Raw genomic sequence first — 25,114 nt, forward strand, 5'->3', positions numbered from 1 at the left:
CTCTGCTTCCGAAGCAGAGTTTAAGCCGGCCTGAGCCGCGCAATTCATCAGAATTGCGGGGTGAATGCCGGCGGTGCCTTCTCATCCGCTGTGGTTTTTATCTAGTGATACTTGGCAAACGGACCGCCGCCAAAAAGTTTTCCCAAAGTTCTCCCCTGCCGCAGATCCTCCGCCCCTGACAGGCGCCCCCCCTGCTTTTTTGTACAATCTGCATAAAAAAGTTTCCAAAATGCGAAATTTCACACGTTTTAAAAATATTCTGTTTATAATTAGGACAATCTATTATGCATAATAAATTTTATTTGAAGGGAGACAGAGTGTGGAGATGAATAAAAATTTTGAATGGCCGGATGATTATGGGAATCCTGAATGGTTTATGGAGGACCGCTTTGGGCTGTTTATACACTTTGGATTATTTTCGTCCGCGGCCAGACATGAATGGGTAATGACACTGGAACAGATTGGGAGGGATGGGTATCAGAAGTATTTTGATAACTTCAATCCGGATTTGCTGGATGCCAGGGAGTGGGCCAGGAAGGCAAAGGCAGCGGGCTTTAAATATGCGGTGCTGACAGCGAAGCACCATGAAGGATTTGCTTTGTGGGATACACAGCTTAGCGATTATAAGATTACGAATACGGCCTATGGAAGGGATCTGGTGAAGGAATATGTGGAGGCATTCAGAGCGGAAGGCCTGCAGGTAGGACTGTATTTTTCACTGATTGACTGGAATCATCCGGATTTTCTGGTAGACGGGTATCATCCGGAGAGAAATAACAAAGAATATATCCAGAATCATCCTGGCGATATGGAATCTTATACAAAGTTTATGCATGGGCAGGTCAGAGAACTTCTGACAAATTACGGAAAGATCGATTATCTGTGGTTTGACTTTTCCTATGCGAACAGAGACTGGGGTGATTCCGTAGGGAAAGGAAAGGCCGACTGGAGATCTGAGGAGCTGGAGAAAATGATCCTCTCCCTTCAGCCCGACATTATTCTGAATGACCGTCTGGATCTTGGACGGGGCGTAGGGACACCGGAGCAGTATCAGCGCAATGCGAAGATGGAGAGCGGTAAAAAGCAGCTCGTCTGGGAAGCATGCCAGACACTGAACGGAAGCTGGGGCTATGACAGAGATAATCTGGACTGGAAGACGCCTGAGATGGTGACGAAGTTATTGATTGATACTGTTTCCAAGGGTGGGAACATGCTCCTGAATATCGGTCCGAATGCCCGAGGCGAATGGGATGCAAAGACAGAAGACATTCTGGGGCAGGTGAGTGAGTGGATGCGCCTGCACGGCAGAGCAATTTACGGCTGCGGAGCCAGCGAGTATGATGCGCCGGCTGATGCGCGTTTTACGCAGAATGGGAATCGTCTGTATCTGCACCTTTTCTCATGGCCGTACCGCACACTGCTGATTGAAAAGCTGGGCGGAAAGGTTGCATATGCACAGCTGGTCAATGATAATTCTGAAATAAAGTATATTCAGGATGAAGGACTTTCCGGTAAGAGAAAATCCCATAAAGATTTGAATGCTGAGGTAACCGAGATTCATATTAAAGACAAGTTTGCGGATAACTCCCTGATGGTGACTCTGCCTGTGCAGAGACCGGATGTGCTTGTGCCGGTCATCGAGTTTATCCTGAAAGACTAGAGGAGGAAGACATATGTATTATATCCTTGCTTCACACGGGGAATATGCGAAGGCTTGCAAGGCAAGCTGCGAAATGATAACAGGGGCTGCACCGCAGTTCCATGTGGTAACATTTACGGAAGATATGACAAAAGAGTCTGTGGAAAAGGCATACAGAGCCATTCTTGCAGAAAACGGGGCCGATCAGTGTGAGGCCATTATCACAGACGTACCGGGAGGTACACCGTTCAATGCGGCGGCTCCGGTGATCCATGACAATGGGCACATTGCACTGGTATCCGGTCTGTGTATGGGAATGCTGATCGCGCTGAATACAGGTGATTCCCTGTACAATGCAATGGAACAGGCGAAAGAAACCATCATGGGAGAGGGTGTGAAAAATGCCAGTCAGCCCGAGAAAAAAACGGAGCCCTCTGAGCCTGTGGAAAAGAACGGAATCGTAAACCTGAGGCTGGATGAACGTCTGATCCACGGACAGGTGGCAACTTACTGGACAAGGACACTTGGTGCAACAAGAATCATGGTAGTTGGGGATGAGATTGTAAATGACGAGATTGGTAAAAGTGCTCTCAAAGCCGCAGTTCCGGCGGGAATGAAGCTGAGTGTGCTGACTGCGGAGAATGCTGCTAAACGTCTGAATGCAGGAATTTATTCCAGTCAGAGAGTCTTTGTGATTGCCAAAGATCCGGGAACGATTGTAAAGCTGCTGGAAAATGGCGTGAAAGTGAAAGAAGTAAATATAGGGAATATGGGAATCAAAGAGGGCAGGGAGCAGATTAAAAAATCTGTATACTGTACAGAAGAAGAGCTGCAGACAATTCTGTCCATTGAAAAATCCGGGGTGCCTGTTTACGCACAGATGGTGCCGAACGACGAGAAAAAGAAATTTGCATCTTATTTAAAATAGCAGAGGAGGAAACAAAAAATGGAAATTCAAATGTGGCAGATCATTGCATTGACAGCGCTGGCATTCTTTGCAATTTGCGAAAACTTATCCACATCAGTCCTGGCAAATCAGCCGGTTATTATCGGGACGATTGCCGGAATCATCATGGGGGACATGAAGATGGGGCTGGCTGTGGGAGCAACCTTGCAGCTTATGATTCTGGGGGTCGGTACTTACGGGGGTTCTTCTATGCCGGACTACATGACGGGATCAATTATTGGTACGGTATTTGCGGTAACATCCGGAAAAGGAATGGACTTTGGTATTGGCCTTGCAGTTCCTGTGGGACTTTTGATGGTACAGCTGGACGTGCTGGCAAGATTCAGCAACGTTTTCTTTGCAAAAAGAGTTGAGGCAGCTGTAGAAAGAATGGATTTTAAAGCGATTGGAAGAAATACATGGCTGGGCTCTCTGTCCTGGGGACTTTCCAGAGCGCTTCCAGTATTCTTAATGCTGATCTTCGGACAGAATCTGGTAAATCTGATTGTAGACTATATGCCGGACTGGCTGATGGGCGGACTTACAGTTGCAGGCGGGCTGCTTCCGGCAGTCGGTATTGCAATCCTGCTGAGATACCTTCCGGTGAAGAGCTATATCTCTTATCTTCTGATCGGATTCTTTGCCGCTGCATATTTAAGCGTTCCTATGGTTGGAGTGGCAATATTAGGTACAGCATTGGCAGTCATAGCATTTAAACAGTTTCTGGAGAAAAGCCAGAACGTAGTTGCGGTTAACACAGGATCAGCTCAGGAGGGATTGTTAGATGGAGAATTTGAAGATTAATCAGGAGAAGATTACAGATCAGGATATAAAAAGGGTCAGCAAAAGATGGATCCTGGCATCCCAGATTACATGGAATTATGAAAAGATGATGGGCGTTGGTTATCTGTATGCCATGCTGCCTATATTGAGAAAGTTATACAAAAAGTCTGAGGACTTGAAAGAAATGATGAAAAACCATGTGCAGTTTTTTAATACGACTCCGCATATGGGAGGATTTATTCTCGGAATTGATGCAGCGACAGAAGAGTCAGGCGGAAAAACAGCTAAAGAAGCGGCCAACGGTATTAAGACAGGTTTGATGGGACCATTTGCCGGTGTGGGTGATACGATTTTCGGAGTGCTGCTCCCGACCATTTTCGGTTCCATTGCAGCTTATATGGGACAGAACGGAAATGTGACAGGAGTTGTCATCTGGCTGCTTGTTAACATTGCAATCCTGATATTCAGATATTTCACAACAACAATCGGATACCGGGAAGGTACAAAACTGATTACCTCTGCAAAGGATAAGCTGGATGCTCTTACACATGCGGCAACCCTGCTTGGAATCACGGTTGTCGGCGCGCTGATCCCTACGGTTGTTAAAGCAAATGTGGCGGCAAATTTTAAAACGGGTGACGTAACTATGGAAGGACAGGCAATTCTGGACCAGATTATGCCAAGCCTTTTACCGGTACTTGTAGTAGCAGGAATTTATTTCCTGCTGGGTAAGAAAAAGATGACTTCAACAAAAGCAATTTTAATCATTATGGTGGCATCCATCGTATTCTATGCAATCGGACTATTAGCATAATTGACAGACAAAGGAGAACGTTATGGGACTGGAATTTTTTGATAAGGCAAGAGAAGTTATGGGGAAACTGGAAGAAACACAGGCAGAAAACATTCATGCCGCAGCTCTTTTGATTTCCGAATCAATCCAAAAAGGTGGAATTCTGCAGGCATTCGGCAGCGGACACTCTTATGCAGGGGCAATTGAAGTGTGCGGGAGAGCCGGCGGTCTGATTCCGAGCAAAGTCATACGTGACAAAGCAGAAGGGATGTACGAAAGCGTGGAAGGCGTTGCGCCTTTCCTGATGCGCTGTGTAGACATACAGCCCAATGATATTTTTATACTGATCTCCAACTCAGGGAGAAATCCTATGACCATAGAGATGGCAGATCATATTAAGAAAAAGGGCAATAAGCTGATTGTAGTGACGGCGCTGGAAGTATCCAGCAGTTCTACGTCCAGACATTCTTCAGGAAAACTGTTATATGAGTTTGCAGATGTTGTTCTGGACAATCAGTCTGCATTCGGTGATGCCTCTCTGGATATAGAGGGACTGGACAGCCGTGTGTGCGGTACATCATCATTCAGCACATGTCTTCTTCTGCAGCAGGCGATTTACGAGGCTGTGAAAGATATGACTGAAAAAGGCTATGAAGCGCCTGTCTATAAGAGTGCTAATATCGACGGCGGCAGGGAGTTTAATAATGTCCTGGAACAGAAATATGCGGACAGAATCTGGCATATTTAGAGATACAGAGAAAGAGAGCCGTTCTTACGGTTCTTTTTCTGTTTACTGTCAGGGATTTACGGCGGCCGTTGTTGTGCTGACAGCAGGCTGCGGGGTCATTTAAAATATATTTATGCCGCAATCCGACGGCAGAATGGAGGGTGATATGAAATTAATAAAGAATAAGGAAATATATACCGGTAATGAGGTGATTTACCAGGGTTATATCCGATTCGACCAGAAAATAGCAGAAGTAGGCAATATGGAAGATTTTGTGGAAAAAGCAGATGATGAGGAGATTGTGACAGAAGGAAATATCCTGATACCGGGATTTATTGATGTCCACAGCCACGGCGGATATGGAAAAGACAATATGGATGCTCTTCCGGAAGAGATCAGCAGTATGGTTAATAAAATGGCAGCAGAGGAAGGGATCACAACCTATTTTTGTACCACTATGACGCAGACATATGATAAGATAGAAGCGGCAATGAAAAATATAGCTTCTGCGGCAGAAAAGAATCCGATTATACAGGGAATTCATGTGGAAGGGCCTTTTATTTCTGAAAAATATAAAGGGGCGCAGGATGCATCTTTTATAAAAAAGCCTGACGAGAAAACACTGGAAGTGTGGAATAAAATCAGCGGCGGGCTGATCAGGATTGTAACTTATGCTCCGGAGGAAGCGGACGCGCAGTTTGAGGCGTGGTGTGAGGAACATAAAGTGGTCTTAAGCGCCGGGCATTCGAATGCGGTTTATAAGGAGCTTGTTCAAAGCAGGGCGAGCCATATTACGCACCTTTATAATGCACAGAGAGGATTGAACCACAGAGAGCCGGGAGTGACAGGGTATGGCCTGCTGACACCGGGAGTGAAGGCAGAGATCATATGTGACGGCATTCATATTGTGCCGGAGATGGTAAGGCTGGCGTATGAGATAAAAGGAAGCAGAGGGATTGAGCTGATCACGGATTCTATGAGAGCAAAGGGCATGCCCGAAGGCCTGAGCGAGCTGGGCGGACAGAAGGTTTATGTAAAGGATGGCACGGCCAGGCTGGAAGACGGTACGATCGCCGGCAGTGTATTGACTTTTATCAAGGCATTTCGTAATATTATGGACTTTACAGGAGCATCGCTTGAGGAAGCCGTGCAGATGAGTTCTGTGAACCAGGCAGAGGAATTTGGACTGGAGCAGAAAGGGAGGCTGGCAGAAGGCAAAGATGCGGATATTCTTGTTCTGAACGGAGAATACGAATTAAAAAGCACGTTCAGCCGCGGAAAGCTGATCTGTACTGAATAATTTGGATTGGATTTGAATAATCAGACACATTCTAAGAAATGGTAGTGAAAGGAGAAAAATAATGGGAAAGTATGTGCTGGAAGTATGCACGGACTGTGTAGAGTCTGCTATTGCAGCGGAAAATGGAGGTGCGGACAGAATAGAGCTGTGCAGCAATCTGGTGATCGGAGGCGTAACGCCCGGACAGGCGTTATTCAATCTGGTCCGTAAATATACAGATATTCGTGTACGGGTGCTTCTGCGCCCCAGATATGGGGACTACTGCTACAATGATTATGAGTTCGAACAGTTGAAAGAGGAGGTACAGATGTACCGTGAACTGGGGGCATCAGGCGCAGTTGTGGGGATGTTGAATCCGGACGGCACTCTGGATACAGAAAGAATGTCCGAGCTGGTGAAAATAGCCAGAGATATGGATGTTGCACTACACAGGTGCTTTGATGTATGTGTAAATCCAATGGAAGCCCTCGAACAGGCAATATCAATGGGGATGAAGACGATTCTGACCGGCGGGCAGAACCTGACCGGATGGGACGGACGTGAGCTTTTGGCGCAGCTGCAGGAGAAGAGTGCGGGCAGGATAGAGATACTGGCAGCCGGAGGGATTCAGGCAGATGCAATCGAGAAGCTTGTTCCGTCCACTGGAATTACCTCTTATCACATGTCTGGCAAGCAGGAGGTGGAGAGCGCTATGAAATTCCGAATGGGAGGGGCCAGCATGGGACTTCCGGAACGGAATGAGTATGTGCTATGGAAAACGTCTGAGGATGCAGTCAGACAGGCAGCAGCAGTGTTGCGGAAAATAGCGGGCTGAGGCTGTATGAAGACAGAAAAACAGAAATATAAGACTGCGATCTGATTATTAACTGTTCTGATTCAGAATAAAGCAAATCAGCCATGGGAATGATTAAAAATACTTCAGGTTTCTCCGCTCAGGGTTTGGAATATAATTTCCCGGAACCTGGGCGGATGGATTTGTTATAAAGGTATTTCTATCTACCAGTATATCCAGGCTTACTTCAAATGCGTCAGCAATCGATATCAGGATAAATATATCGGGAAGCCGTTTTCCGATCTCGTAGGAGCATAAAGTAGCCCGGTGGAGGTGAAGAATTTTTGCTAAATGCAATTGTGTCATATTACGTTCTTTTCTCAGCCGCCGTATATTTCGGCCGATCGAATCATTAGTAATCATCGCATTCCCTCAATTTCATGTGTATTTGCAGATGGAAGTGGATCCTGTAATAAGTGTCTTCCAGGCGAATCTGCAGGTATCTTATAAAAGGCGTAATGTGTCTAGTTTATCTTACGCAGTAAAGAAATACAATTGGAAAACACTGGTATCAGCCGAAAATCCATCGAATAAAGTGTGAGTGTTAATAGCGTATTCTGGCACAAATTTAAAAATATAAAAAAATATTGAAAAAATTGTTGACAACATGAACATGATATAGTATAGTAATTATTGTTCCGGTCAGGAAATACACAAGATACGCGATAGTGGCTCAGTTGGTAGAGTACGACCTTGCCAAGGTCGGGGTCGCGGGTTCGAATCCCGTCTATCGCTCTCAACATCTTTACAAGGATGCATGGATGGGTATTAAAATAATTATCTAAGTAAATTGGATGGTTATTTTAATACCTGTTTTAGTTTACCGAATTCTTTTTATTCTGTATTTCTGCCTGTCAGGCATTCAGATTTCGACAAAACTCCAGAAGGTTGTACCTTGATAATTTAATAGACTTTATACCGGAGCATGTGTTATAATGTCCACACAAAAGGTGAGGTGGTAATATGGAGGTATCAGAAAAGCGGCTGCTTAAGGCGATTTCAGATATGATAGATGAGAAATTCGACGTAAGACTTGCGCATATACCGACAAAAGACGAACTGGATGCAAGGCTGTCAGAGATGCCAACGAAAGCGGAACTGGATGCAAGGCTGTCAGAGATGCCGACGAAGGCGGAACTGGATGCAAGGTTGTCAGAGATGCCAACCAATAAAGTATTGGAGAACAGTCTGCGTAATCTTGAAAACAGTCTTCTCGAAGAGTTGGATATTGTGCAGGAGAAGGCAAACAACCATTTTGAAAAGCTTGAAAGACGGATGGATTCTCTTGAACTGACGGTCAATATGATAAAGGTTGAGTACAGCTCGATTAATTTGCTTGTTCGGAAATATACGGAGTTAGATGCTAGAGTGACAGGTTTGGAACAGAAAATTTCATAAGCGAAGGACACTGATTACAGTGGCTTTTCGGAATTATATGGATTACATAATATATGCAGAGGTATAAAGCCTGTTAAGTTATCAAGTAAGAAGACGGCGGTCCATATGCCGGCTGATTGGTTCTGCAGTAATGATGAGGTGTAAAATGGAAGAAAAAAAGGTCAAGGCAGCCCTGCTTGGACTGGGTACAGTCGGAACGGGTGTTTATAAATTAATACACAGAAGAGCGGATGTGATGGAACGCACCATCGGGGCTGAGCTGGAGATAGCCCGTATTCTGGTTCACAATATGAATAAGAAGCGGGAGGGCGTAGATTCTGCCATTCTTACAGATAACTGGCGGGAGATTCTGGAGGATGACGAGATTGCGGTTGTGGTTGAGGTTATGGGAGGAATAGAACCGGCCAGAACCATGATTTTGGAGGCCCTTCATGCAGGCAAGCACGTAGTTACTGCCAATAAAGATCTGGTGGCTGAATATGGCCGGGAGCTGCTGGATGCTGCGGAAGAGAAGCAATGTGACTTTTTATTTGAAGCTGCGGTTGCGGGAGGAATTCCAATTATCCGACCGTTGAAGCAGTGTCTGGCAGGAAACGATATTTCTGAAGTGATCGGTATAGTAAATGGGACAACTAACTATATCCTGACGAAGATGTTTGAAGATAATATGAGCTTTGAGTCAGCCCTGGCAAAGGCAACAGAGCTTGGATATGCTGAAGCGGATCCGACTGCAGACGTGGAGGGGCTTGATGCCGGAAGAAAAGTGGCAATCATGGCATCCATTGCATTTCACTCAAGGGTTGTATTTAAAGATGTCTATACAGAGGGAATCACCAGGATAACAGCTGAAGATATTGCGTACGCAAAGGAATTTGACAGTGTTATCAAGCTGCTGGGCGTTGCACATAATAGGGAGAACGGGATTGAAGTGGGTGTATATCCCATGCTATTGAACAAAGAACATCCGCTTGCCTCAGTGCGGGACTCATTTAATGCAGTTTTTGTACACGGAGATGCGGTTGATGACGCTATGTTCTACGGAAGAGGTGCCGGTGAGCTGCCGACTGCAAGCGCTGTAGTCGGAGATATAATCGATGTGGCGAGAGACCTGCAGTATGCGTGTACGGGAAGAATCAGCTGTACATGCTACAGAGAGCTTCCGGTCAAAGATTTTGGAGAAGTAAAGAACAAGTTTTTCCTCAGGATGCAGGTGAAAAACCAGCCGGGAGTTTTGGCATGCATAGCACAGGTATTTGGTGATCACAAGGTAAGTATTGCCAGGGTAGTGCAGAAGCATGTGACAGATAATCAGGCAGAACTTGTCATTGTAACAGAAAAAGTAAAAGAGTATCATTTACAGGATGCTCTCAGAGAATTAAAAGAAATGGAGAGTATACTGGAAATCAGCAGTGTTATTCGCGAATACTAGTACACTTCTGGTTATTTATGCCCCTGTTTGGCGGTCCGTCATTTTGGGCCTTTAGATAGAGGCAATAAATTGTATGGCAGATACTGAGTAAAAAAATATCAGGAGAACCGGCAGTATGGGACTCGGCTTATTAAGAGGTGTGAAGAAGTTGACACACCTCTTTTATGATGGTATAACAGTATATAGCAAGCTATATATTGCCTGAAATTACGGAAAGGAGAAAGCCATGGAGAGAAGAAACCAGCCGATAGGATTTACTATAAAACAAATCAATAACGTTTTCGAAAAAGACCTGAACGGAAAGCTGAAAACAATTGGGATAACAGCATCTCAATGTGCAGTATTGGATTATCTGTTTCACACGAATAAAGAAGAAGTGAATCAAAGGGATGTAGAACGTCATTTGAGCCTGAAAAATCCAACGGTGACAGGACTTTTAAAAAGGCTGGATGAAAAAGGTTTTATTCTCTGTGTCCCTAATGCAGCCGATAAGCGGAGAAAAAACATCTATCTGACAGAAAAAGCATACGATATCCAGCGCAGGATGGAGGCTGACCGCAGGAAGATGGACAGAGAGATGACCAGAGGGATGACGAAGAAAGAGATTGCGGCATTAAACAGAGGTCTGGAGAAGATGCTTTACAACATTGCAGATCCATAATTATAGATGATAATTTTCAGAATATTCAGAATACGGAGAGCAAAGGGGTCAGACCCCTTTGAGAAAGGAGCAGCGATATGAGCTATGCGGATAAAGTTTTTATTGGAATGTGCCGTGATATTATTGAGAATGGTACAAGTACGGAAGGGGAGAAGGTACGCCCTGTCTGGGAGGACGGTGCGCCGGCTTATACGGTGAAACGGTTTGGGGTTGTGAACCGGTATGATCTGAGAAAGGAATTTCCGGCGCTTACGCTGCGGAGGACAGGGATTAAGAGCTGCGTGGACGAGCTGCTGTGGATCTGGCAGAAGAAGTCGAATAATATCCATGAGCTGAACAGCCATATATGGGACAGCTGGGCGGATGAGGACGGCTCGATCGGAAAGGCTTATGGGTATCAGATGGGCGTGAAGCATCAGTACCGGGAAGGCATGATGGATCAGGTGGACAGGGTGATCTACGATCTGAAGAACAATCCCTACAGCCGCAGAATTATGACAAATATTTATGTGCACCAGGACCTGCATGAGATGAATCTGTATCCATGTGCTTACAGTATGACGTTCAATGTGACAAAGGAAAACAACAGTGATAAGCTGACGCTGAACGCGATTTTGAATCAGCGTTCGCAGGATGTGCTGGCGGCAAATAACTGGAATGTGTGCCAGTACGCCGTACTTGTCCATATGCTGGCGCAGGTATGCGGTATGCAGGTGGGAGAATTTGTGCATGTGATTGCGGATGCACATATCTATGACAGGCATATTCCGCTGATTGAGGAACTGATCTCCAGGGAACCGTTTCCGGCGCCGCAGTTCTGGCTGAATCCTGAAGTGAAGGATTTCTATGATTTTACAACGGATGATGTGCGGCTGGACAATTATGAGACGCATCCGCAGATTAAAAATATTCCGATCGCGGTGTAACCGGTGGGTAAAGAATTAAAAAAAGACTGACATCCATAGAGATACTGATTAACAGCCGCTAATCCGGCATCATGAATGAAGAGATATGACAGGAGGATGATTTATGAATTTGATCGCATCAGCGGATAAGAACTGGGGAATTGGATTTAAGAATAAGCTGTTGGTGAGCATACCGACGGATATGAAATTTTTCCGGCAGACGACTACCGGAAAAGTTGTAGTGATGGGGCGTAAGACGCTGGAGAGCTTTCCAAACGGATTGCCGCTAAAGAACAGAACGAACATTGTAATGACGGCAAATCGGGATTATCGTGTAAAAGATGCAGTTATTGTCCATACTTTAGAGGAACTGCTGGAAGAATTGAAACAATATCCTTCTGATGAGATCTACGTAATCGGGGGCGAAAGAATCTACCGCCAGCTTCTTCCTTACTGTGACACCGCGTATATTACCCGGATCGACCATGCCTTTCAGGCGGATACATTTTTGCCTGATCTGGATGCAATGGAAGAGTGGAAGATGACAGAAGAGGGGGAAGAACAGACCTGTTTTGACCTGGAATACAGATTCACAAAATATCAGCGGCAGGGATAAAAATGCAGCGGGTACGCTGCTGCAAAAAGGGAAGTGATGTTACATGGACAGGATTTACAGAGCAGACGGAAAAAGAACGGCTCTGCTGATGTGTCTGCTGATTCTGATGTTCTGTTTGCTGGCAGGATGTACAAAAGCAAAGCCGAAGGACGGGACAAGTCCGGGGGACGAAAAAATAAAAGTGGTTACGACTATATTTCCCCAGTATGATTTTGTCCGTCAGATTGCGGGAGACAGGGCGGACCTGAAGATGCTTCTGAAACCAGGGGAAGAAAGCCATTCTTATGAGCCTACTCCACAGGATATCATTGCAATTCAGAATTGCGATCTGTTTATCTATGTGGGCGGGGAAAATGATGAATGGGTGGAAGATATCCTGTCCTCTCTGGACACAGGGAATATGAAAACGCTGCGGCTGGTGGACTGTGTTGATACTGTGGAGGAAGAACACGTCGATGGGATGAAGGAAGATCACGGGGAAGAGGACGGCCATACGGGAGAAAGTGATGAACATGTGTGGACATCTCCTCAAAATGCGATCAGTATTGTGGATAACATCACGGAAATGCTGTGCCGGGCAGACAGCGGCAATGCAGATGCCTACAGGCGGGATGAAGAAGTATATACAAAAAAGCTTGAAAACCTGGACAGTGAGTTTCGAAAAGTAGTGGAGGAATCTGACAGAGAAACCATTCTGTTTGGCGATCGTTTTCCTTTCCGCTATTTTGCAGACGAGTATGGCCTGAAATATTATGCTGCATTTCCCGGATGTGCTTCAGACACAGAACCCAGTGCGGCCACTATGGCATATTTGATTAACAGGGTGAAGGAAGAAAACATACCGGTTGTTTTAAAAATGGAGCTGAGCAGTGACAATATTGCCAAAGCGATTGCCGAGGCGACCGGCACGAAAGTAAAGGTATTCTACAGCTGCCACAATTTGACTGCAGAACAATTTCAGAACGGTGAAACATATTTAAGCCTGATGGAAAAGAACGTAGAGACATTAAGGGAGGCGTTATCAGATGGCACTGATTAAGTGTGAAAATATTTCAATTGCATACGAAGGCCAGACGGTAGTGCATGATCTGTCTTTCCAGGTCGGGGAAGATGACTATCTGTGTATTGTGGGGGAAAATGGCTCGGGCAAGAGCACACTGGTGAAAAGCCTTCTTGGGCTGAAGGCCCCTGCAAAAGGAAAGATTATTCTGGGAGACGGCCTTTCGCAGAACGAGATCGGGTATCTTCCTCAGCAGACCGATGTGCAGAAAGACTTTCCGGCCAGTGTCTATGAAGTGGTATTGTCCGGACGTCTGAACAGCAGGGGGCTGCGGCCGTTTTATACGGCGGCAGACAAAAACAATGCCAGAGAGAATATGGATCTGCTGGGGATCAGGGAGCTGGAAAAACAGTGCTTCCGGGATTTGTCCGGAGGGCAGAAACAGAGGGTGCTTCTGGCCAGAGCCCTGTGTGCTACCAGGAAGTTGCTGCTTCTGGACGAGCCGGTGACCGGTCTGGATCCGATTGTGACCCAGGAATTTTACCAGCTGCTTCGGCAGATTAACAGAGATTCTGAAATTGCCGTTGTCATGGTTTCACACGATATTGAAAGTACCATGGAATATGCCAGTCATATACTGCATCTGCAGGAGACGGCCCTGTTCTTCGGGACCGCCGAAGAATACAGGAACAGTGAGATTGGAAAGGCATTTCTGGGAGGTGAGCAGCGTGTTTGACAAAATGATTGAAATGTTTTCCTACCCCTTTATGGTGCGGGCAGTCCTGGTGGGAACGATGGTATCCCTGTGTTCCGCCCTTCTGGGCGTCAGCCTTGTGCTGAAGCGGTATTCCATGATCGGAGACGGCCTGTCCCACGTGGGATTCGGGGCCCTTGCCATCGCGACTGCTGCAAATGCAGCCCCTCTGGCAGTAGCGATTCCGGTGGTAATTCTGGCGGCAGTCCTTCTCCTTCGAATCAGCGGAAGCAGCAAAATCAAAGGGGATGCGGCCATCGCACTGATCTCAACCAGCGCCCTTGCAGTAGGCGTTATGGTGATATCCATGACGACAGGGATGAACACCGATGTCTATAACTATATGTTTGGCAGTATTCTCGCCATGAGCAGTTCGGATGTCAGGCTGAGTGTCGTGCTCTCTGCGGCGGTGCTGATTTTATACATTTTGTTTTACCACAAGATCTTTGCCATAACATTTGATGAGACCTTTGCCCTGGCAACTGGGGTGAGAGCCAATCTATATAATACTCTGATTGCCGTTCTCACAGCGGTTACCATTGTTCTGGGCATGCGCATGATGGGCGCACTGCTGATATCCAGTCTTATCATTTTCCCGGCATTGACTTCTATGAGAGTGTGCAGAACATTTAAAAGCGTGATTATAAACTCGGCGGTCATCTCAGTTATATGTTTGTTCGTCGGCATTACCGTCTCCTATGTCTGGGCGACTCCGGCAGGTGCAAGCGTGGTAATTGTAAATATAGCGGCCCTGCTGATATATACGGTGGCGGGAGCGGTGAAGAATAAAACTTTTCTGTAGGCAAATGAAAAGGGAGGGAGTATGTTAGGAACAGCGGCAGTTTTTATGACGATTTTCGGGCTCGTTTATTTCTTCTGGAAAGAGAGCGGCGGCAGAAAAGCACTTATCTTTAAGGCACTGGCTACACTTATGCCTGTACTGCTGGCGCTGTATTATGCGGTGACCTCCCAAACCCTTCAGGCCTGGTGGACCTTTGCCGGGATTGTCTGCTATATGGCGGCAGACGTGCTTTTGGAAATATGGTTTCTGACAGGGGCTGCCTCCTTCGGTATGGGACATATCTGCCTGATTGTGGGAATCCTGCAGGCCGGCCGGAATTCATGGACGGCAATCATCTGGTTCGCAGCATTATATGGTCTCATGTTTTTTGTTTTGCGCCCCCATCTGGACAAACTGGAGGGGCGCCTGTTGGTTCCTGGCTTTGTGTATGCAGCACTGCTCTGCATCATGGCGGCCCTGATGGCAGCCTGGGGGATGCGTGCCGGTGGTGTGCCGGGGATCATTGGGGGAGCTGGCGGTATTTGTTTTGTCATATCGGATACGATTCTGGGCTGGAGCCATCTGAGTCAAAAGAAATCCCGCGGGCACAGCGCAGTACTTTTGATCCTGTACTATCTGGCAGTATATCTGCTTGGGGTCAGCTTGCATTGAAGAGAGGGACGCTTACCGAGAACCGGGACGTGATGTGTAAAGCACGTACCGCTCCGCGGCAGGCGCCCTTTTTTCACCTCCCCCGCCAGAAAGCAAGTTCATAATAATTTATCATTGACAAAGTGGGAAGCAGAAACTATAATGAATATAACTTTTATCAAAATAAAGCTTGAGAAATGCAGTGATAAGGAGGAGTACATAATTTCCGGATGCCAAGAGAGAAGGCGGCAGGTGGGAGCCTTCGTGAAGGAATTATGGAAGTAGCCTTTGAGCAGTGGACCGAACAGGTGAGGACCCCAGTAAGCTCCAACGTGATTCCTACGTTACAGGGAAGCAGTATCGGACAACAGTTCCCGTACTGGCAGAGTGCAGAGAAGATTCTCTGAATTTAGGTGGTAACACGGATTGGATATTCGCCCTAAGCTAGTAATAGCTTAGGGCTCTTTTAGCTTTAGGGACAAAATCTGGGGAAAAGAAGGAGGTATATGTATGAGACAGATTTCAGGAAACAAATTATTGGTTAAGGCGCTGAAGGAAGAGGGGGTAGACACCCTATTCGGCTATCCGGGGGCGTGTACAATTGATCTCAGCGACGAGCTGTATAAACAGGACGATATCCGGGTGATTCTTCCGAGACATGAGCAGGCCCTCGTGCATGAGGCGGATGCCTATGCGAGGACGACGGGAAAGGTTGGCGTGTGCCTGGTTACAAGCGGACCGGGGGCAACAAACCTGGTAACCGGACTTGCAACGGCCAATTATGACAGTGTACCGCTTGTCTGCTTCACGGGACAGGTGGCCAGACATTTGATTGGAAATGACGCGTTCCAGGAAGTAGATATCGTAGGCATTACAAGAAGTATCACAAAATACGGAGTGACGGTCCGCAGAAGAGAAGATCTGGGACGGATCATCAAAGAGGCCTTTTACATCGCAAGCACTGGTAAGCCGGGGCCGGTACTGATAGATCTGCCGAAAGATGTGCTTGCCGAGCTGGGCAGTCCCGAGTATCCGGCAGAGGTCAACATCCGCGGGTACAAGCCGAATACAAGTGTCCATATCGGACAGCTGAAAAAGGCAATCAAGATGCTGAATAAGGCGGACAAGCCGCTCTTCCTTGCGGGAGGCGGTGTAAACATTGCCAGAGCCAACAATTTATTTACAGAGGTTGCGGAGAAGACGAATGTACCGGTAATTACGACCGTTATGGGCCGCGGTGCAATTCCGACCAACCATCCTTTATATATCGGCAATCTGGGCATGCACGGAGCCTATGCTGCCAACATGGCGGTCAGCGAGTGCGACCTCCTTTTCTCCATAGGAACCAGATTTAATGACCGTATTACCGGAAAGCTCCATGCTTTTGCCCCGAATGCACAGATCGTGCATATTGATATTGATACAGCTGCAATTTCCAGAAACATCCATGTAGATATTCCAATCGTAGCGGATGCAAAGGAAGCCATCCTGAAAATGAAAGAATACGTTGAACCATGCGATACGGCAGAGTGGCTGGATCATATCAGTGAATGGAAGACCGGCCATCCTCTGGACATGAAGAAGCATGCGGAGATGGGACCGAAAGATATCATAGATGAGATCAACCGCCAGTTTGATGAGGCGATTATCGTAACAGACGTGGGACAGCATCAGATGTTTGCGGCACAGTATGTGGAGATCACAGAGAAGAAACGGATCATCATGTCCGGCGGGCTTGGAACGATGGGATACGGTTTTCCGGGTGCAATCGGAGCAAAGCTGGGCAATCCGGATACGCCGGTTATCGCAATTTCCGGTGACGGGGGCATGCAGATGAATATCCAGGAATTTGCAACCGCAGTGCTCGAGGAACTGCCGGTGATCCTCTGTGTATTCAACAATGCTTACCTTGGCATGGTACGGCAGTGGCAGAAACTGTTCTACGGCAAGCGATACGGCATGACGAACCTGCGTTCCGGAGCACTTTTCAGAAGATCTGACGGAAAAGAGATGCCGGAATATACACCGAATTTCGTAAAACTGGCAGAGAGTTATGGAGCAAAAGGAATCAGGGTTACCGGGACAGAAGGTATTGCTGCGGCATTTGAAGAGGCTAAGAAGAATACCAAAACCCCGACTTTAATCGAATTTATCATTGACCAGGAAGAAATGGTATTCCCGATGATCCAGCCGGGCGGAACTCTGGAAGAAATGATTGTGGACTGTTAAAAGAGAAGGGAGAGAAGCAGATGGAAAACAATACAAAAAAAAGATGGATCTCATTATATGTGGAAAACCAGGTGGGTGTCCTGTCTAAAATATCCGGCTTATTTTCCGGAAAGTCCTATAATCTGGACAGCCTCACGGTGGGGACTACAGAGGACCCGACTATTTCCAGAATGACGATAGCCACCGTCAGCGACGATGAGACATTTGAGCAGATTAAAAAACAGCTGAACCGCCTGGTGGAGGTAATCAAGGTCATTGATTTTACAGATATTTTTGTCAGGATGAAGGAAATTTTATATGTTAAGGTCAGAAAATGTACATCGGAAGATAAAGTAGAGCTTTTTCAGATTGCGGAAACATTTAAGGCGAGAGTTATCGACTACGGAAAAGACAGCCTGCTTCTGGAATTTGTCCAGACTGCCACAAAAAATGATGCAGTAATTAAGCTCATGAAAGAAGAGTTTAAGAATATCGAAGTTGTGCGCGGGGGCAGTGTGGGCATAGAATCCGTCAACATAATGGAGCGTTAAGGCGTTTAAAGCTTTAAAACCTTTAAAACCTGCGGCAGGCTGCCGGGCTTTGAATCGGCAGCGGCTCATAGGGAAGAGTATAAAAACAGAGCGCACTCTTGAATTTTGACGGGAGAAGTATTATAATTGGCTCATAAACAGTTATTTGCTGAGTGAAAGCAGAGGATCGGAGGAGTTACAGATGGATAAGAAAAACATTGACTGGGAGAACCTGGGGTTTAGCTATATCACCACGGACAAGAGATATGTAGCGAACTTTAAGGATGGAAAATGGGATGAAGGCGGACTGATTGATGACCCCAATATCACAATGAACGAGTGTGCAGGTGTCCTGCAGTATGCGCAGACAATCTTTGAAGGAATGAAAGCATATACAACAGAGGACGGACATATTGTAACTTTCCGGCCTGACTTAAACGCACAGCGTATGGTAGATTCTGCGAAAAGGCTGGAGATGCCTGCATTTCCTGCTGAGCGTTTTGTAGAAGCTGTGGAGCAGACGGTCAGGGCAAATGCGGCTTATGTTCCGCCTTATGGATCAGGAGCAACCCTGTATGTCAGACCATATATGTTCGGTATTAATCCGGTAATTGGCGTAAAACCGGCTGACGAGTATCAGTTCCGTGTATTTACAACACCGGTAGGCCCATACTTTAAAGGCGGCGTAAAGCCTCTCACTCTGTGTGTTTCTGATTTCGACCGTGCAGCACCGCGCGGAACCGGACATATCAAGGCCGGACTGAATTATGCCATGAGCCTTCATGCGATCGTGACAGCCCATGCCAATGGTTTTGATGAGAATATGTATCTGGATTCTGCAACAAGGACCAAAGTAGAGGAGACAGGCGGAGCAAACTTTATCTTTGTCACAAAGGATAACAAGGTTGTGACACCGCACTCTGACACGATCCTGCCGTCTATTACCAGACGTTCCCTGCTCTATGTGGCTGAGCATTATCTCGGATTGGAAGTACAAGAGAGAGATGTATATCTGGAGGAAGTAAAAGACTTTGCAGAATGTGGCCTCTGCGGAACCGCAGCAGTCATCTCCCCGGTTGGAAAGATTATCGACCATGGAAAAGAAATCTGTCTTCCAAGCGGTATGGAAAAGATGGGACCGACTATTCAGAAACTGTATGACACACTGACAGGTATTCAAATGGGACATATAGAAGCTCCTGAGGGCTGGATTAGGGTGATCGAATAGACAGGAGAGTATCCTGTAATTCTTAATATGGCAGGTGTTTTTTACGGCACGAAAAGAATGCCCGTTCCTTTCACTTTCTGAGAGAAACGGGCACTTATTATACGATTTTTTGCTGTCTTTGGATGTCCGCCGTTCCCTTAAATTACTATCGGATGTGGATGCACCATTCTTTCCTGCAGGAACTGCCGGCGGCCAGAGAGATCAGATCTTCCTGTTTTTCTATGTCTTCGACAACCTCCTTTCGGGAAGGGAGCGAGCTCCATGGTTCTATGCACACATAATCCACCTCAGCCCTCGGAAAATGCCAGAGTCCAAGGTATGAAAAGTCCCCGAATTCTACTTCGATTAAACGTTCAGAAACTGCGGATACTAATTGGATCTTAGATCCTGCATCTTTCAGGATAAGCGCATCGTTATCGAACAGGCTGTGACGGAGGGGAAGGGTATTGCCGGGGTGCAGTTCAAGCGGCTTATCTTTTCCGGTTACAAAGCAGTCATCTGTGAAAATCAATTGATTTGGTGAGCAGTCCGGGGCAAACTGAAGAATATAATCATCGAATTTCTCATTCTTTACAAATGGTACGTTGAACCCCGGATGTCCGCCTACGCCAAAATACATGGTTTCGCTCCCTGTATTCTCTGTCAGATATGTAATGTTAAGCCGGTTTCCACTCAGTTCATAAATAATAGAAAATCGAAAAGAAAAGGGGTATTGCTTTCTTGTTGCCTCATTGTCTTCCAGCGTCATTACCAGTCTGTCTTCCGTATGCTCCGCACAGAGCATCTCGGAGTCCTTCAAAAATCCGTGGATGTCCATATGATAGGTGTTTTCCCTGTAAACATATTTCCCTTCGGTAAGCCTTGCGATGTAGGGAAAAAGGTTCGGCGCGTGATCCGCCCAGGTGGCAGCATCGCCCTGCCAGAGGTACTCTGTGCCGTCCGGGGTGCGGATGGACTGCAGTTCCCCGCCCAGTGAGGAAACTGTAGCGCTTAAAAATTGGTTGCGGATTGTGTGATTCATAAAATATGGTCCTCCTTCATCATCAGATTTCTCTGAAAAGTTCTGTCTGCAGTGTTTCGTTCATATAATATTTGGCATTTGAGGCGACGACAACTTCCAGTTTATTATACATCAGTGAGCTGGATGGATATATTTTTTTATCCAGAAAACGGTGCAATATTTTTACCGCAAAGTAACCCTGATTGAAGGGCTCATGACATATAGTGGCTGAGATTGAACTGTTCTTCAGCCGCATGAATATATCTTCGTTAAGATCGTAGCCTATAATCACAGGGGCAGGTGTTAAATTCAGCGCCTGCACGGCATCGGCGGTTGGGACGAGTGCCGCGAGACTGACATAGATACCCTGGAAATCCGGCATATCTGAAAGCAGTTTTATCAAAGATTCGTAAACACCGGACCCATCGCGGTTGAAACGTTCGATGCGTTTGATATTCAGATTCTCGTGCTGAGAGAGCTCCTTGCGGAACCCCGTGATTCTCTGTTCGATGGAATGAACGGAATCTTTGAGCGTCAGCACCAGGATATCTGAAGGACCCGGAAGAAAACGGGAAAACAGTTCGCCGGCAAGGATTCCGGACTGGATGTAGTCGCATCCGATATAGCACAGCTGGTTGGCGGTCGGGATCTCTACGTTGATGATCACAACAGGGAATCCGCTGTTGGAGAGACGGTCGATTTCACTGGCCAGCATCTGCGGGTCATTGGGAGCGATGGCGATACCGTGATATCCCTTTTGAGGCAGAGTGCGTATGAGTTCGAGCTGCTCTTCCGGTTTCAGGATATCTGTGACAAAATAGTCCACGATAACTCCCTGTGAGGCCAAATCATTCTTTGCGGTATTGACTCCGTTCTCTACCTGTGCCCAAAAGAAAGAAGGTTTGGAAAATACAATGACCGCGATGCGGAATTCTTTTTTCATAACAAGAGAGCGTGCAGTCTCATTTGGTGTATAATTCAATTCTTTTAACGCATCCAGTACCTTCTGCCGTGTTTCCGGCTTGACGTTTGGATGATTATTGAGAACCCGGCTTACGGTTCCTCTTGAAATTCCCAGCCTTTCTGCTATTTCTGAGGTTGTCATCATAAACTCCTTTTCTTTATTCCTGCGGGCAGCCAGCCAAAGTCAAGCTTGTTTCATCTTAGCGGCCGCTGTGGGAGACATGTACCCCACAGTTCGATGTGCTGCAAATTTGATGCCCTATAGCTTGCTGCAGGGTCTTTGACTATACTGCTTGTTACATTGTAACAAATAAACACTCTAAAATCAATCAAACTAATAAAAGTAATTACATATTTTCCCAATATACAGTAAAAATTTGACTTCACAGGGCGTTAATATTTAAAGCCCGTTTATGTTGAATGTTACACTGAATTACAAAAACGTTACTTATGTCTAATGTGAGCATAACATTTGTAATATATTTGGTCAATAGATATCTTACTGATTTGTTGAAATGACGAAAAAATGAAATAATAATTGGTAAATATGCACATAAATAACTCGTTGACAAAGGATAATGTGTGCGGTATGATTGAAATAACAAATGTACACGTGTACATAAAACCAAAAACAATGTACAGGAGAAAGGAAAAGAGATATGAAAATGAAAAAGATTTGTGGAATGCTGCTGGCGGTCGTATTGGCAGCAGGGAGTCTGGCAGGATGCGGATCAGGAGCGAAGCAGGAAGAACCGGTAAAAAAAGACGCAGCAAAACAAGAGGACAGCAAAGAGAAGCTGGAAGTGTTCGGCGATAACCTGAAGTATGATCCTAATGTGGAGATTGCCGGCGGAGAGGACGTAACTTTAAACTTCTGGGTGCCGGCAGCATGGGAGGAGTATTATACGAAGTGGAGTAGTGAGTATTCAAAAATACATCCGAATGTGAGCTTTGAATTTACAATCACTTCCTTTGACGATCACTGGAAGAAGGTTCCCATGGCGATACAGTCAAAAAGCGGCCCGGACATTTTCTGGATGCATAATAGTGTGAATGAAATCATGCTTCCTCATATGGAGGCCCTGCCTGAAGATAAATTCCCTATTGACCAGGTGAAGGCGGATTTTCGTAATGTAGAGGCTAATATAGTGGATGGAAAACTCTACTATGTTGATATGGGTCTGATGACAGGAGTTATCTTCTATAATAAAGACATCTGGGAAGAAGCAGGGCTGACGGATGCCGACATTCCGAAAAACTGGGATGATTTCCGCGAAATTGCAAAACAGCTGACTGTAAAAGATGACAAAGGAAATATACAGGTAGCCGGTTTTAATACGAATAATGCAGAATACATCTGGGTTGACCTAATGTATCAGCAGGGAAAATGGTTATTTGGCCCGGATGAAGAAACACCGGTGTTTGAATCTAAAGAAGCATTGAATGCCGCACAGCTCATGTACGATATTTATAATACGGACGGCAGCGGAAGCGGAACACAGCCCAAGGGCGAAGAGGCCTTTGCAAATGGCAAGGCTGCAATGATTTACTGCTGGGGATGGGCAAGCAACTACTTCAAATCCAATTTCCCGGACTTAAACTATGGCGCATTTGCACTTCCGGTATTTGATGAAAACAGCTTCCCGGCATATGGAAGAACAAACGGAGATGTATCCGTAGGCGTAAGCAAATATGCGGACGACGCAAAAAAAGAAGCCGCGCTTGATTTCGTATTATATCAGATGTGCAATGACGATATGATTATCGAATATGATGTCTTTGATGGAATGGCTCCTTCCAAATACTCCCTGTCAGATCACCCCTCTATTCAGGAAGAGCCTGTATTAAAGGTAGAAGCCGAGATGCTGGATAAATCAATCTGGCCGGGAGCGGTTCCGGATAATTACTTCAGCGATATCCAGAAATATATTGGACAGTCTATCCTGGTAAATAAAACAGAGCCTGCAAAGGCACTGGAGGAAGCGGCAAAGATGGTTCCGGAAGGGTTGAAAGGCAGGAATTTCAAGACAGTAGAGCGCAAAGCGGCGGTTGCCGATGAAATGTCCGATCAGTAAACATAAGCCCTCCTGCAGGATATGAAGCATCAAATATGCGTCGCAGCGGGCTGCGGGGGATCTGACACCCCGGCAGCCACCGGGAACAGGGAGGCCTGATCCCGGATCACTGCCCGCGGGAATAAAGTGACGGGGCTGTGCGTACTTAAGCCCCGTAATTATGGAGGAATGACTGTGAAGCCGAATAAAAAAATAACAAGTCAAAAAGTAATGATTACAGGGACCCTGGGACTTATGGTGGTTTTTTACCTGGCATTTATGATTATACCGATTATTTATGCGTTTGTGGGGAGTTTCTGTAACTGGAATCCCATGATTGGTCAAATGGATTTTGTGGGTCTGGAAAATTATAAGACAATGCTTGGTTCGACGGCCTTTCAGAAAGCATTGGTCAATACCCTGGTGTTTACCGTTGTAGTAACCCTTTTCAGAGTGGTGCTGGGAATGCTTCTGGCCGTGCTTATCGATTCTCTGGGGTTCTTAAAATCTTTTTTTCGAACGGTTTATTTCCTTCCGGTGGTTGCATCCATGGTTGCTATTTCCCTGGTGTGGGTATGGATCTTTGAGCCGACCAGCGGAATTGCGAATCAGATACTGGGCTTTTTCGGGGTCCAGGGACTGGGCTGGCTCAAGGACCAGCATCTTGCTCTGCCCTCGATTATGATTACCACGATCTGGAAAGATGTTGGGTTTTCTATGGTATTTTATCTTGCGGGACTGAGCAATATCTCCACTTCGCTGTATGAGGCGGCAGATGTGGACGGTGCAAATATGATACAGAAATTCTTTAAAATACAGCTCCCCATGCTTTCATCCACCACGGTTCTGATCTCTGTTACCGGAATTATCAGTAATCTGCAGATGTTTGACCAGGTGTTCATGATGACGGAGAAGGCAGGCCCGAATAACGCCACACTGACGGCTGTATATATGCTGTATGACGAGGCGTTTGTAAACTACAGGTTTGGAAATGCGGCGGTGATTGCCTTTGTGATTTTCCTGATTACTCTGGCGTTTTCGGTCATACAGATGAAAACGGAAAAGAAAATATAGGAGGCGGAGAATGAAGAAAAAAGTAAGTATTTCAAAAATAATAATATACATATTCCTGCTGCTGGGAACGATCATTATTCTGTTCCCGTTTTTCTGGATGTTCTTATCCTCCTTTAAGACGATGGAAGAGATCGTAGCCTTTCCGCCCACATTTTTTCCGGAAAACCCTACGATCGCAAATTATATCAATGTGTGGAGTGAAATGAATTTTGGCCGTTATTTTCTAAACAGTGTGTTCGTGCTGGTTGTGAAAACACTGATTATACTCTATACAAGTATTTTGGGCGGTTATGTATTTTCGAAACTGCATTTCCGTTTCCGGAATGGGATTTTTCTGATCGTGCTTTCCACGATGATGATCCCTGTTCCGGTAACCATACTGTCCCTGTATCAGGAAATGGTATGGGTGGGATGGATTGACACTTACAAAGCGCTTATCATCACCGGAGTATTTAATACATTCGGAATCTTTGTAATGAAACAGTTCATCGCAGGTATCCCGGATTCCCTGATCGAGTCGGCCAGATTGGACGGGGCGGGAGAATTCCGTGTTCTGCATCAGATTATATTCCCCTTGATCAAACCCGCGCTGTCGGCTCTCGCGATTTTTATCTGCCTGCAGATCTGGAATGATTTTCTGTGGCCTTTCCTGGTAATGAACAGCGATTCCAAATATACCATACCGGTCGGACTGGCCCTCTTTAAGGGGCGGTTCTACACGGACTATGCGAAACAGCTGACGGGGGCTGCGATCACAATTCTGCCGGTACTTGTTATTTACCTGTTTTTGCAGAAGCAATTTGTAGAAGGCATCACGATGTCGGGAATGAAAGAGTAGGTGA

General features: G+C 46.1%; 25 protein-coding genes, 1 tRNA gene and 1 other annotated feature. Of the genes, 23 read left to right on the plus strand and 3 right to left on the minus strand.

The features are described 5' to 3' along the window. The first annotated feature begins 325 nt into the window (after positions 1-325). The 7 genes from HMPREF0240_RS05320 to HMPREF0240_RS05350 all read left to right on the plus strand — a co-directional run bounded on the left by HMPREF0240_RS05320 (position 326) and on the right by HMPREF0240_RS05350 (position 7,002). Positions 326-1,660 carry an alpha-L-fucosidase gene (locus HMPREF0240_RS05320; protein ID WP_009002417.1) on the plus strand — a complete coding sequence of 445 codons (1,335 nt, stop codon included), beginning with the start codon at positions 326-328 and terminating at the stop codon, positions 1,658-1,660. A gap of 13 nt (positions 1,661-1,673) precedes the next feature. Continuing rightward, positions 1,674-2,567: a PTS mannose/fructose/sorbose transporter subunit IIAB gene (locus tag HMPREF0240_RS23765; RefSeq protein ID WP_009002418.1), complete on the plus strand. Its 894-nt coding sequence runs from the start codon at positions 1,674-1,676 to the stop codon at positions 2,565-2,567. Between the two features lie 18 nt (positions 2,568-2,585). Beyond that, complete coding sequence (locus HMPREF0240_RS05330; RefSeq protein ID WP_009002419.1) at positions 2,586-3,389, plus strand: PTS sugar transporter subunit IIC; 804 nt, start codon at positions 2,586-2,588, stop codon at positions 3,387-3,389. Beyond that, complete coding sequence (locus tag HMPREF0240_RS05335; RefSeq protein ID WP_009002420.1) at positions 3,370-4,182, plus strand: PTS system mannose/fructose/sorbose family transporter subunit IID; 813 nt, start codon at positions 3,370-3,372, stop codon at positions 4,180-4,182. The genes HMPREF0240_RS05330 and HMPREF0240_RS05335 overlap by 20 nt, the downstream gene beginning before the upstream one ends. Positions 4,183-4,204: 22 nt before the next feature. Continuing rightward, positions 4,205-4,909: a sugar isomerase domain-containing protein gene (locus tag HMPREF0240_RS05340; RefSeq protein ID WP_009002421.1), complete on the plus strand. Its 705-nt coding sequence runs from the start codon at positions 4,205-4,207 to the stop codon at positions 4,907-4,909. Positions 4,910-5,054: 145 nt separating this feature from the next. Continuing rightward, on the plus strand, positions 5,055-6,188 hold the full coding sequence (gene nagA, locus HMPREF0240_RS05345; protein ID WP_035312414.1) for an N-acetylglucosamine-6-phosphate deacetylase: 1,134 nt from the start codon (positions 5,055-5,057) through the stop codon (positions 6,186-6,188). A gap of 61 nt (positions 6,189-6,249) precedes the next feature. After that, entirely contained in the window at positions 6,250-7,002 is a 753-nt protein-coding gene (locus HMPREF0240_RS05350) for a copper homeostasis protein CutC (RefSeq protein WP_009002423.1), read from the plus strand. A gap of 93 nt (positions 7,003-7,095) precedes the next feature. Here the strand turns inward: HMPREF0240_RS05350 and HMPREF0240_RS05355 are convergent, their stop codons facing one another. Next, positions 7,096-7,383 (minus strand): helix-turn-helix transcriptional regulator, encoded by a 288-nt coding sequence (locus HMPREF0240_RS05355; protein ID WP_009002424.1) that lies wholly within the window; start codon positions 7,381-7,383, stop codon positions 7,096-7,098. Between the two features lie 299 nt (positions 7,384-7,682). Here HMPREF0240_RS05355 and HMPREF0240_RS05360 point away from each other — a divergent pair. The 13 genes from HMPREF0240_RS05360 (at position 7,683) to HMPREF0240_RS05420 (ending at position 19,181) form a co-directional block, all read left to right on the plus strand. Then, positions 7,683-7,755, plus strand: a tRNA-Gly gene (locus HMPREF0240_RS05360). A gap of 228 nt (positions 7,756-7,983) precedes the next feature. Continuing rightward, the gene (locus HMPREF0240_RS05365) at positions 7,984-8,418 is read left to right on the plus strand and encodes a hypothetical protein (RefSeq protein ID WP_009002425.1); all 435 of its coding nucleotides are present in this window, start codon (positions 7,984-7,986) and stop codon (positions 8,416-8,418) included. A 145-nt stretch (positions 8,419-8,563) separates the two neighbouring features. Next, positions 8,564-9,847 (plus strand): homoserine dehydrogenase, encoded by a 1,284-nt coding sequence (locus HMPREF0240_RS05370; protein ID WP_035312416.1) that lies wholly within the window; start codon positions 8,564-8,566, stop codon positions 9,845-9,847. Between the two features lie 226 nt (positions 9,848-10,073). Continuing rightward, positions 10,074-10,508, plus strand: coding sequence for a MarR family transcriptional regulator (locus tag HMPREF0240_RS05375; RefSeq protein WP_009002427.1), 435 nt, complete (start codon positions 10,074-10,076; stop codon positions 10,506-10,508). Between the two features lie 77 nt (positions 10,509-10,585). Continuing rightward, the gene (gene thyA / locus HMPREF0240_RS05380) at positions 10,586-11,434 is read left to right on the plus strand and encodes a thymidylate synthase (RefSeq protein ID WP_009002428.1); all 849 of its coding nucleotides are present in this window, start codon (positions 10,586-10,588) and stop codon (positions 11,432-11,434) included. 103 nt (positions 11,435-11,537) lie between these two features. After that, complete coding sequence (locus tag HMPREF0240_RS05385) at positions 11,538-12,029, plus strand: dihydrofolate reductase (RefSeq protein WP_009002429.1); 492 nt, start codon at positions 11,538-11,540, stop codon at positions 12,027-12,029. A gap of 43 nt (positions 12,030-12,072) precedes the next feature. Further along, positions 12,073-13,068 carry a metal ABC transporter substrate-binding protein gene (locus tag HMPREF0240_RS05390; RefSeq protein WP_009002430.1) on the plus strand — a complete coding sequence of 332 codons (996 nt, stop codon included), beginning with the start codon at positions 12,073-12,075 and terminating at the stop codon, positions 13,066-13,068. Beyond that, positions 13,055-13,765, plus strand: a complete 711-nt coding sequence (locus tag HMPREF0240_RS05395) for a metal ABC transporter ATP-binding protein (protein WP_009002431.1) — start codon at positions 13,055-13,057, stop codon at positions 13,763-13,765. Before HMPREF0240_RS05390 ends, HMPREF0240_RS05395 begins: the two co-directional genes overlap by 14 nt. Next, positions 13,758-14,585, plus strand: coding sequence for a metal ABC transporter permease (locus tag HMPREF0240_RS05400; RefSeq protein ID WP_009002432.1), 828 nt, complete (start codon positions 13,758-13,760; stop codon positions 14,583-14,585). The genes HMPREF0240_RS05395 and HMPREF0240_RS05400 overlap by 8 nt, the downstream gene beginning before the upstream one ends. 21 nt (positions 14,586-14,606) lie before the next feature. After that, complete coding sequence (locus HMPREF0240_RS05405; protein WP_009002433.1) at positions 14,607-15,236, plus strand: lysoplasmalogenase family protein; 630 nt, start codon at positions 14,607-14,609, stop codon at positions 15,234-15,236. A 172-nt stretch (positions 15,237-15,408) separates the two neighbouring features. Next, positions 15,409-15,660, plus strand: a binding site (T-box leader). A 65-nt stretch (positions 15,661-15,725) separates the two neighbouring features. Continuing rightward, positions 15,726-17,444 (plus strand): biosynthetic-type acetolactate synthase large subunit, encoded by a 1,719-nt coding sequence (ilvB, locus tag HMPREF0240_RS05410; protein WP_009002435.1) that lies wholly within the window; start codon positions 15,726-15,728, stop codon positions 17,442-17,444. A 20-nt stretch (positions 17,445-17,464) separates the two neighbouring features. Then, on the plus strand, positions 17,465-17,974 hold the full coding sequence (ilvN, locus tag HMPREF0240_RS05415; protein ID WP_009002436.1) for an acetolactate synthase small subunit: 510 nt from the start codon (positions 17,465-17,467) through the stop codon (positions 17,972-17,974). A 148-nt stretch (positions 17,975-18,122) separates the two neighbouring features. Continuing rightward, positions 18,123-19,181 carry a branched-chain amino acid aminotransferase gene (locus HMPREF0240_RS05420; protein WP_278245579.1) on the plus strand — a complete coding sequence of 353 codons (1,059 nt, stop codon included), beginning with the start codon at positions 18,123-18,125 and terminating at the stop codon, positions 19,179-19,181. A 145-nt stretch (positions 19,182-19,326) separates the two neighbouring features. Here HMPREF0240_RS05420 and HMPREF0240_RS05425 read toward each other — a convergent pair whose 3' ends face one another. Next, on the minus strand, positions 19,327-20,202 hold the full coding sequence (locus tag HMPREF0240_RS05425) for an aldose 1-epimerase family protein (protein ID WP_009002438.1): 876 nt from the start codon (positions 20,200-20,202) through the stop codon (positions 19,327-19,329). 22 nt (positions 20,203-20,224) lie between these two features. Next, positions 20,225-21,286 (minus strand): substrate-binding domain-containing protein, encoded by a 1,062-nt coding sequence (locus tag HMPREF0240_RS05430; protein ID WP_009002439.1) that lies wholly within the window; start codon positions 21,284-21,286, stop codon positions 20,225-20,227. 517 nt (positions 21,287-21,803) lie between these two features. On the opposite strand from HMPREF0240_RS05430, the gene HMPREF0240_RS05435 reads away from it, so the two are divergent. From HMPREF0240_RS05435 to HMPREF0240_RS05445, 3 genes are all read left to right on the plus strand, one after another. Then, on the plus strand, positions 21,804-23,219 hold the full coding sequence (locus tag HMPREF0240_RS05435; RefSeq protein ID WP_009002440.1) for an extracellular solute-binding protein: 1,416 nt from the start codon (positions 21,804-21,806) through the stop codon (positions 23,217-23,219). Positions 23,220-23,393: 174 nt separating this feature from the next. After that, entirely contained in the window at positions 23,394-24,272 is an 879-nt protein-coding gene (locus HMPREF0240_RS05440) for a sugar ABC transporter permease (RefSeq protein WP_157134226.1), read from the plus strand. Between the two features lie 10 nt (positions 24,273-24,282). Then, on the plus strand, positions 24,283-25,110 hold the full coding sequence (locus tag HMPREF0240_RS05445) for a carbohydrate ABC transporter permease (RefSeq protein WP_009002442.1): 828 nt from the start codon (positions 24,283-24,285) through the stop codon (positions 25,108-25,110). The last annotated feature ends 4 nt before the right edge of the window (positions 25,111-25,114 follow it).

It is taken from the genome of Clostridium sp. D5 (assembly GCF_000190355.1).
Taxonomy (GTDB): Bacteria; Bacillota; Clostridia; order Lachnospirales; family Lachnospiraceae; genus Faecalicatena; species Faecalicatena fissicatena_A.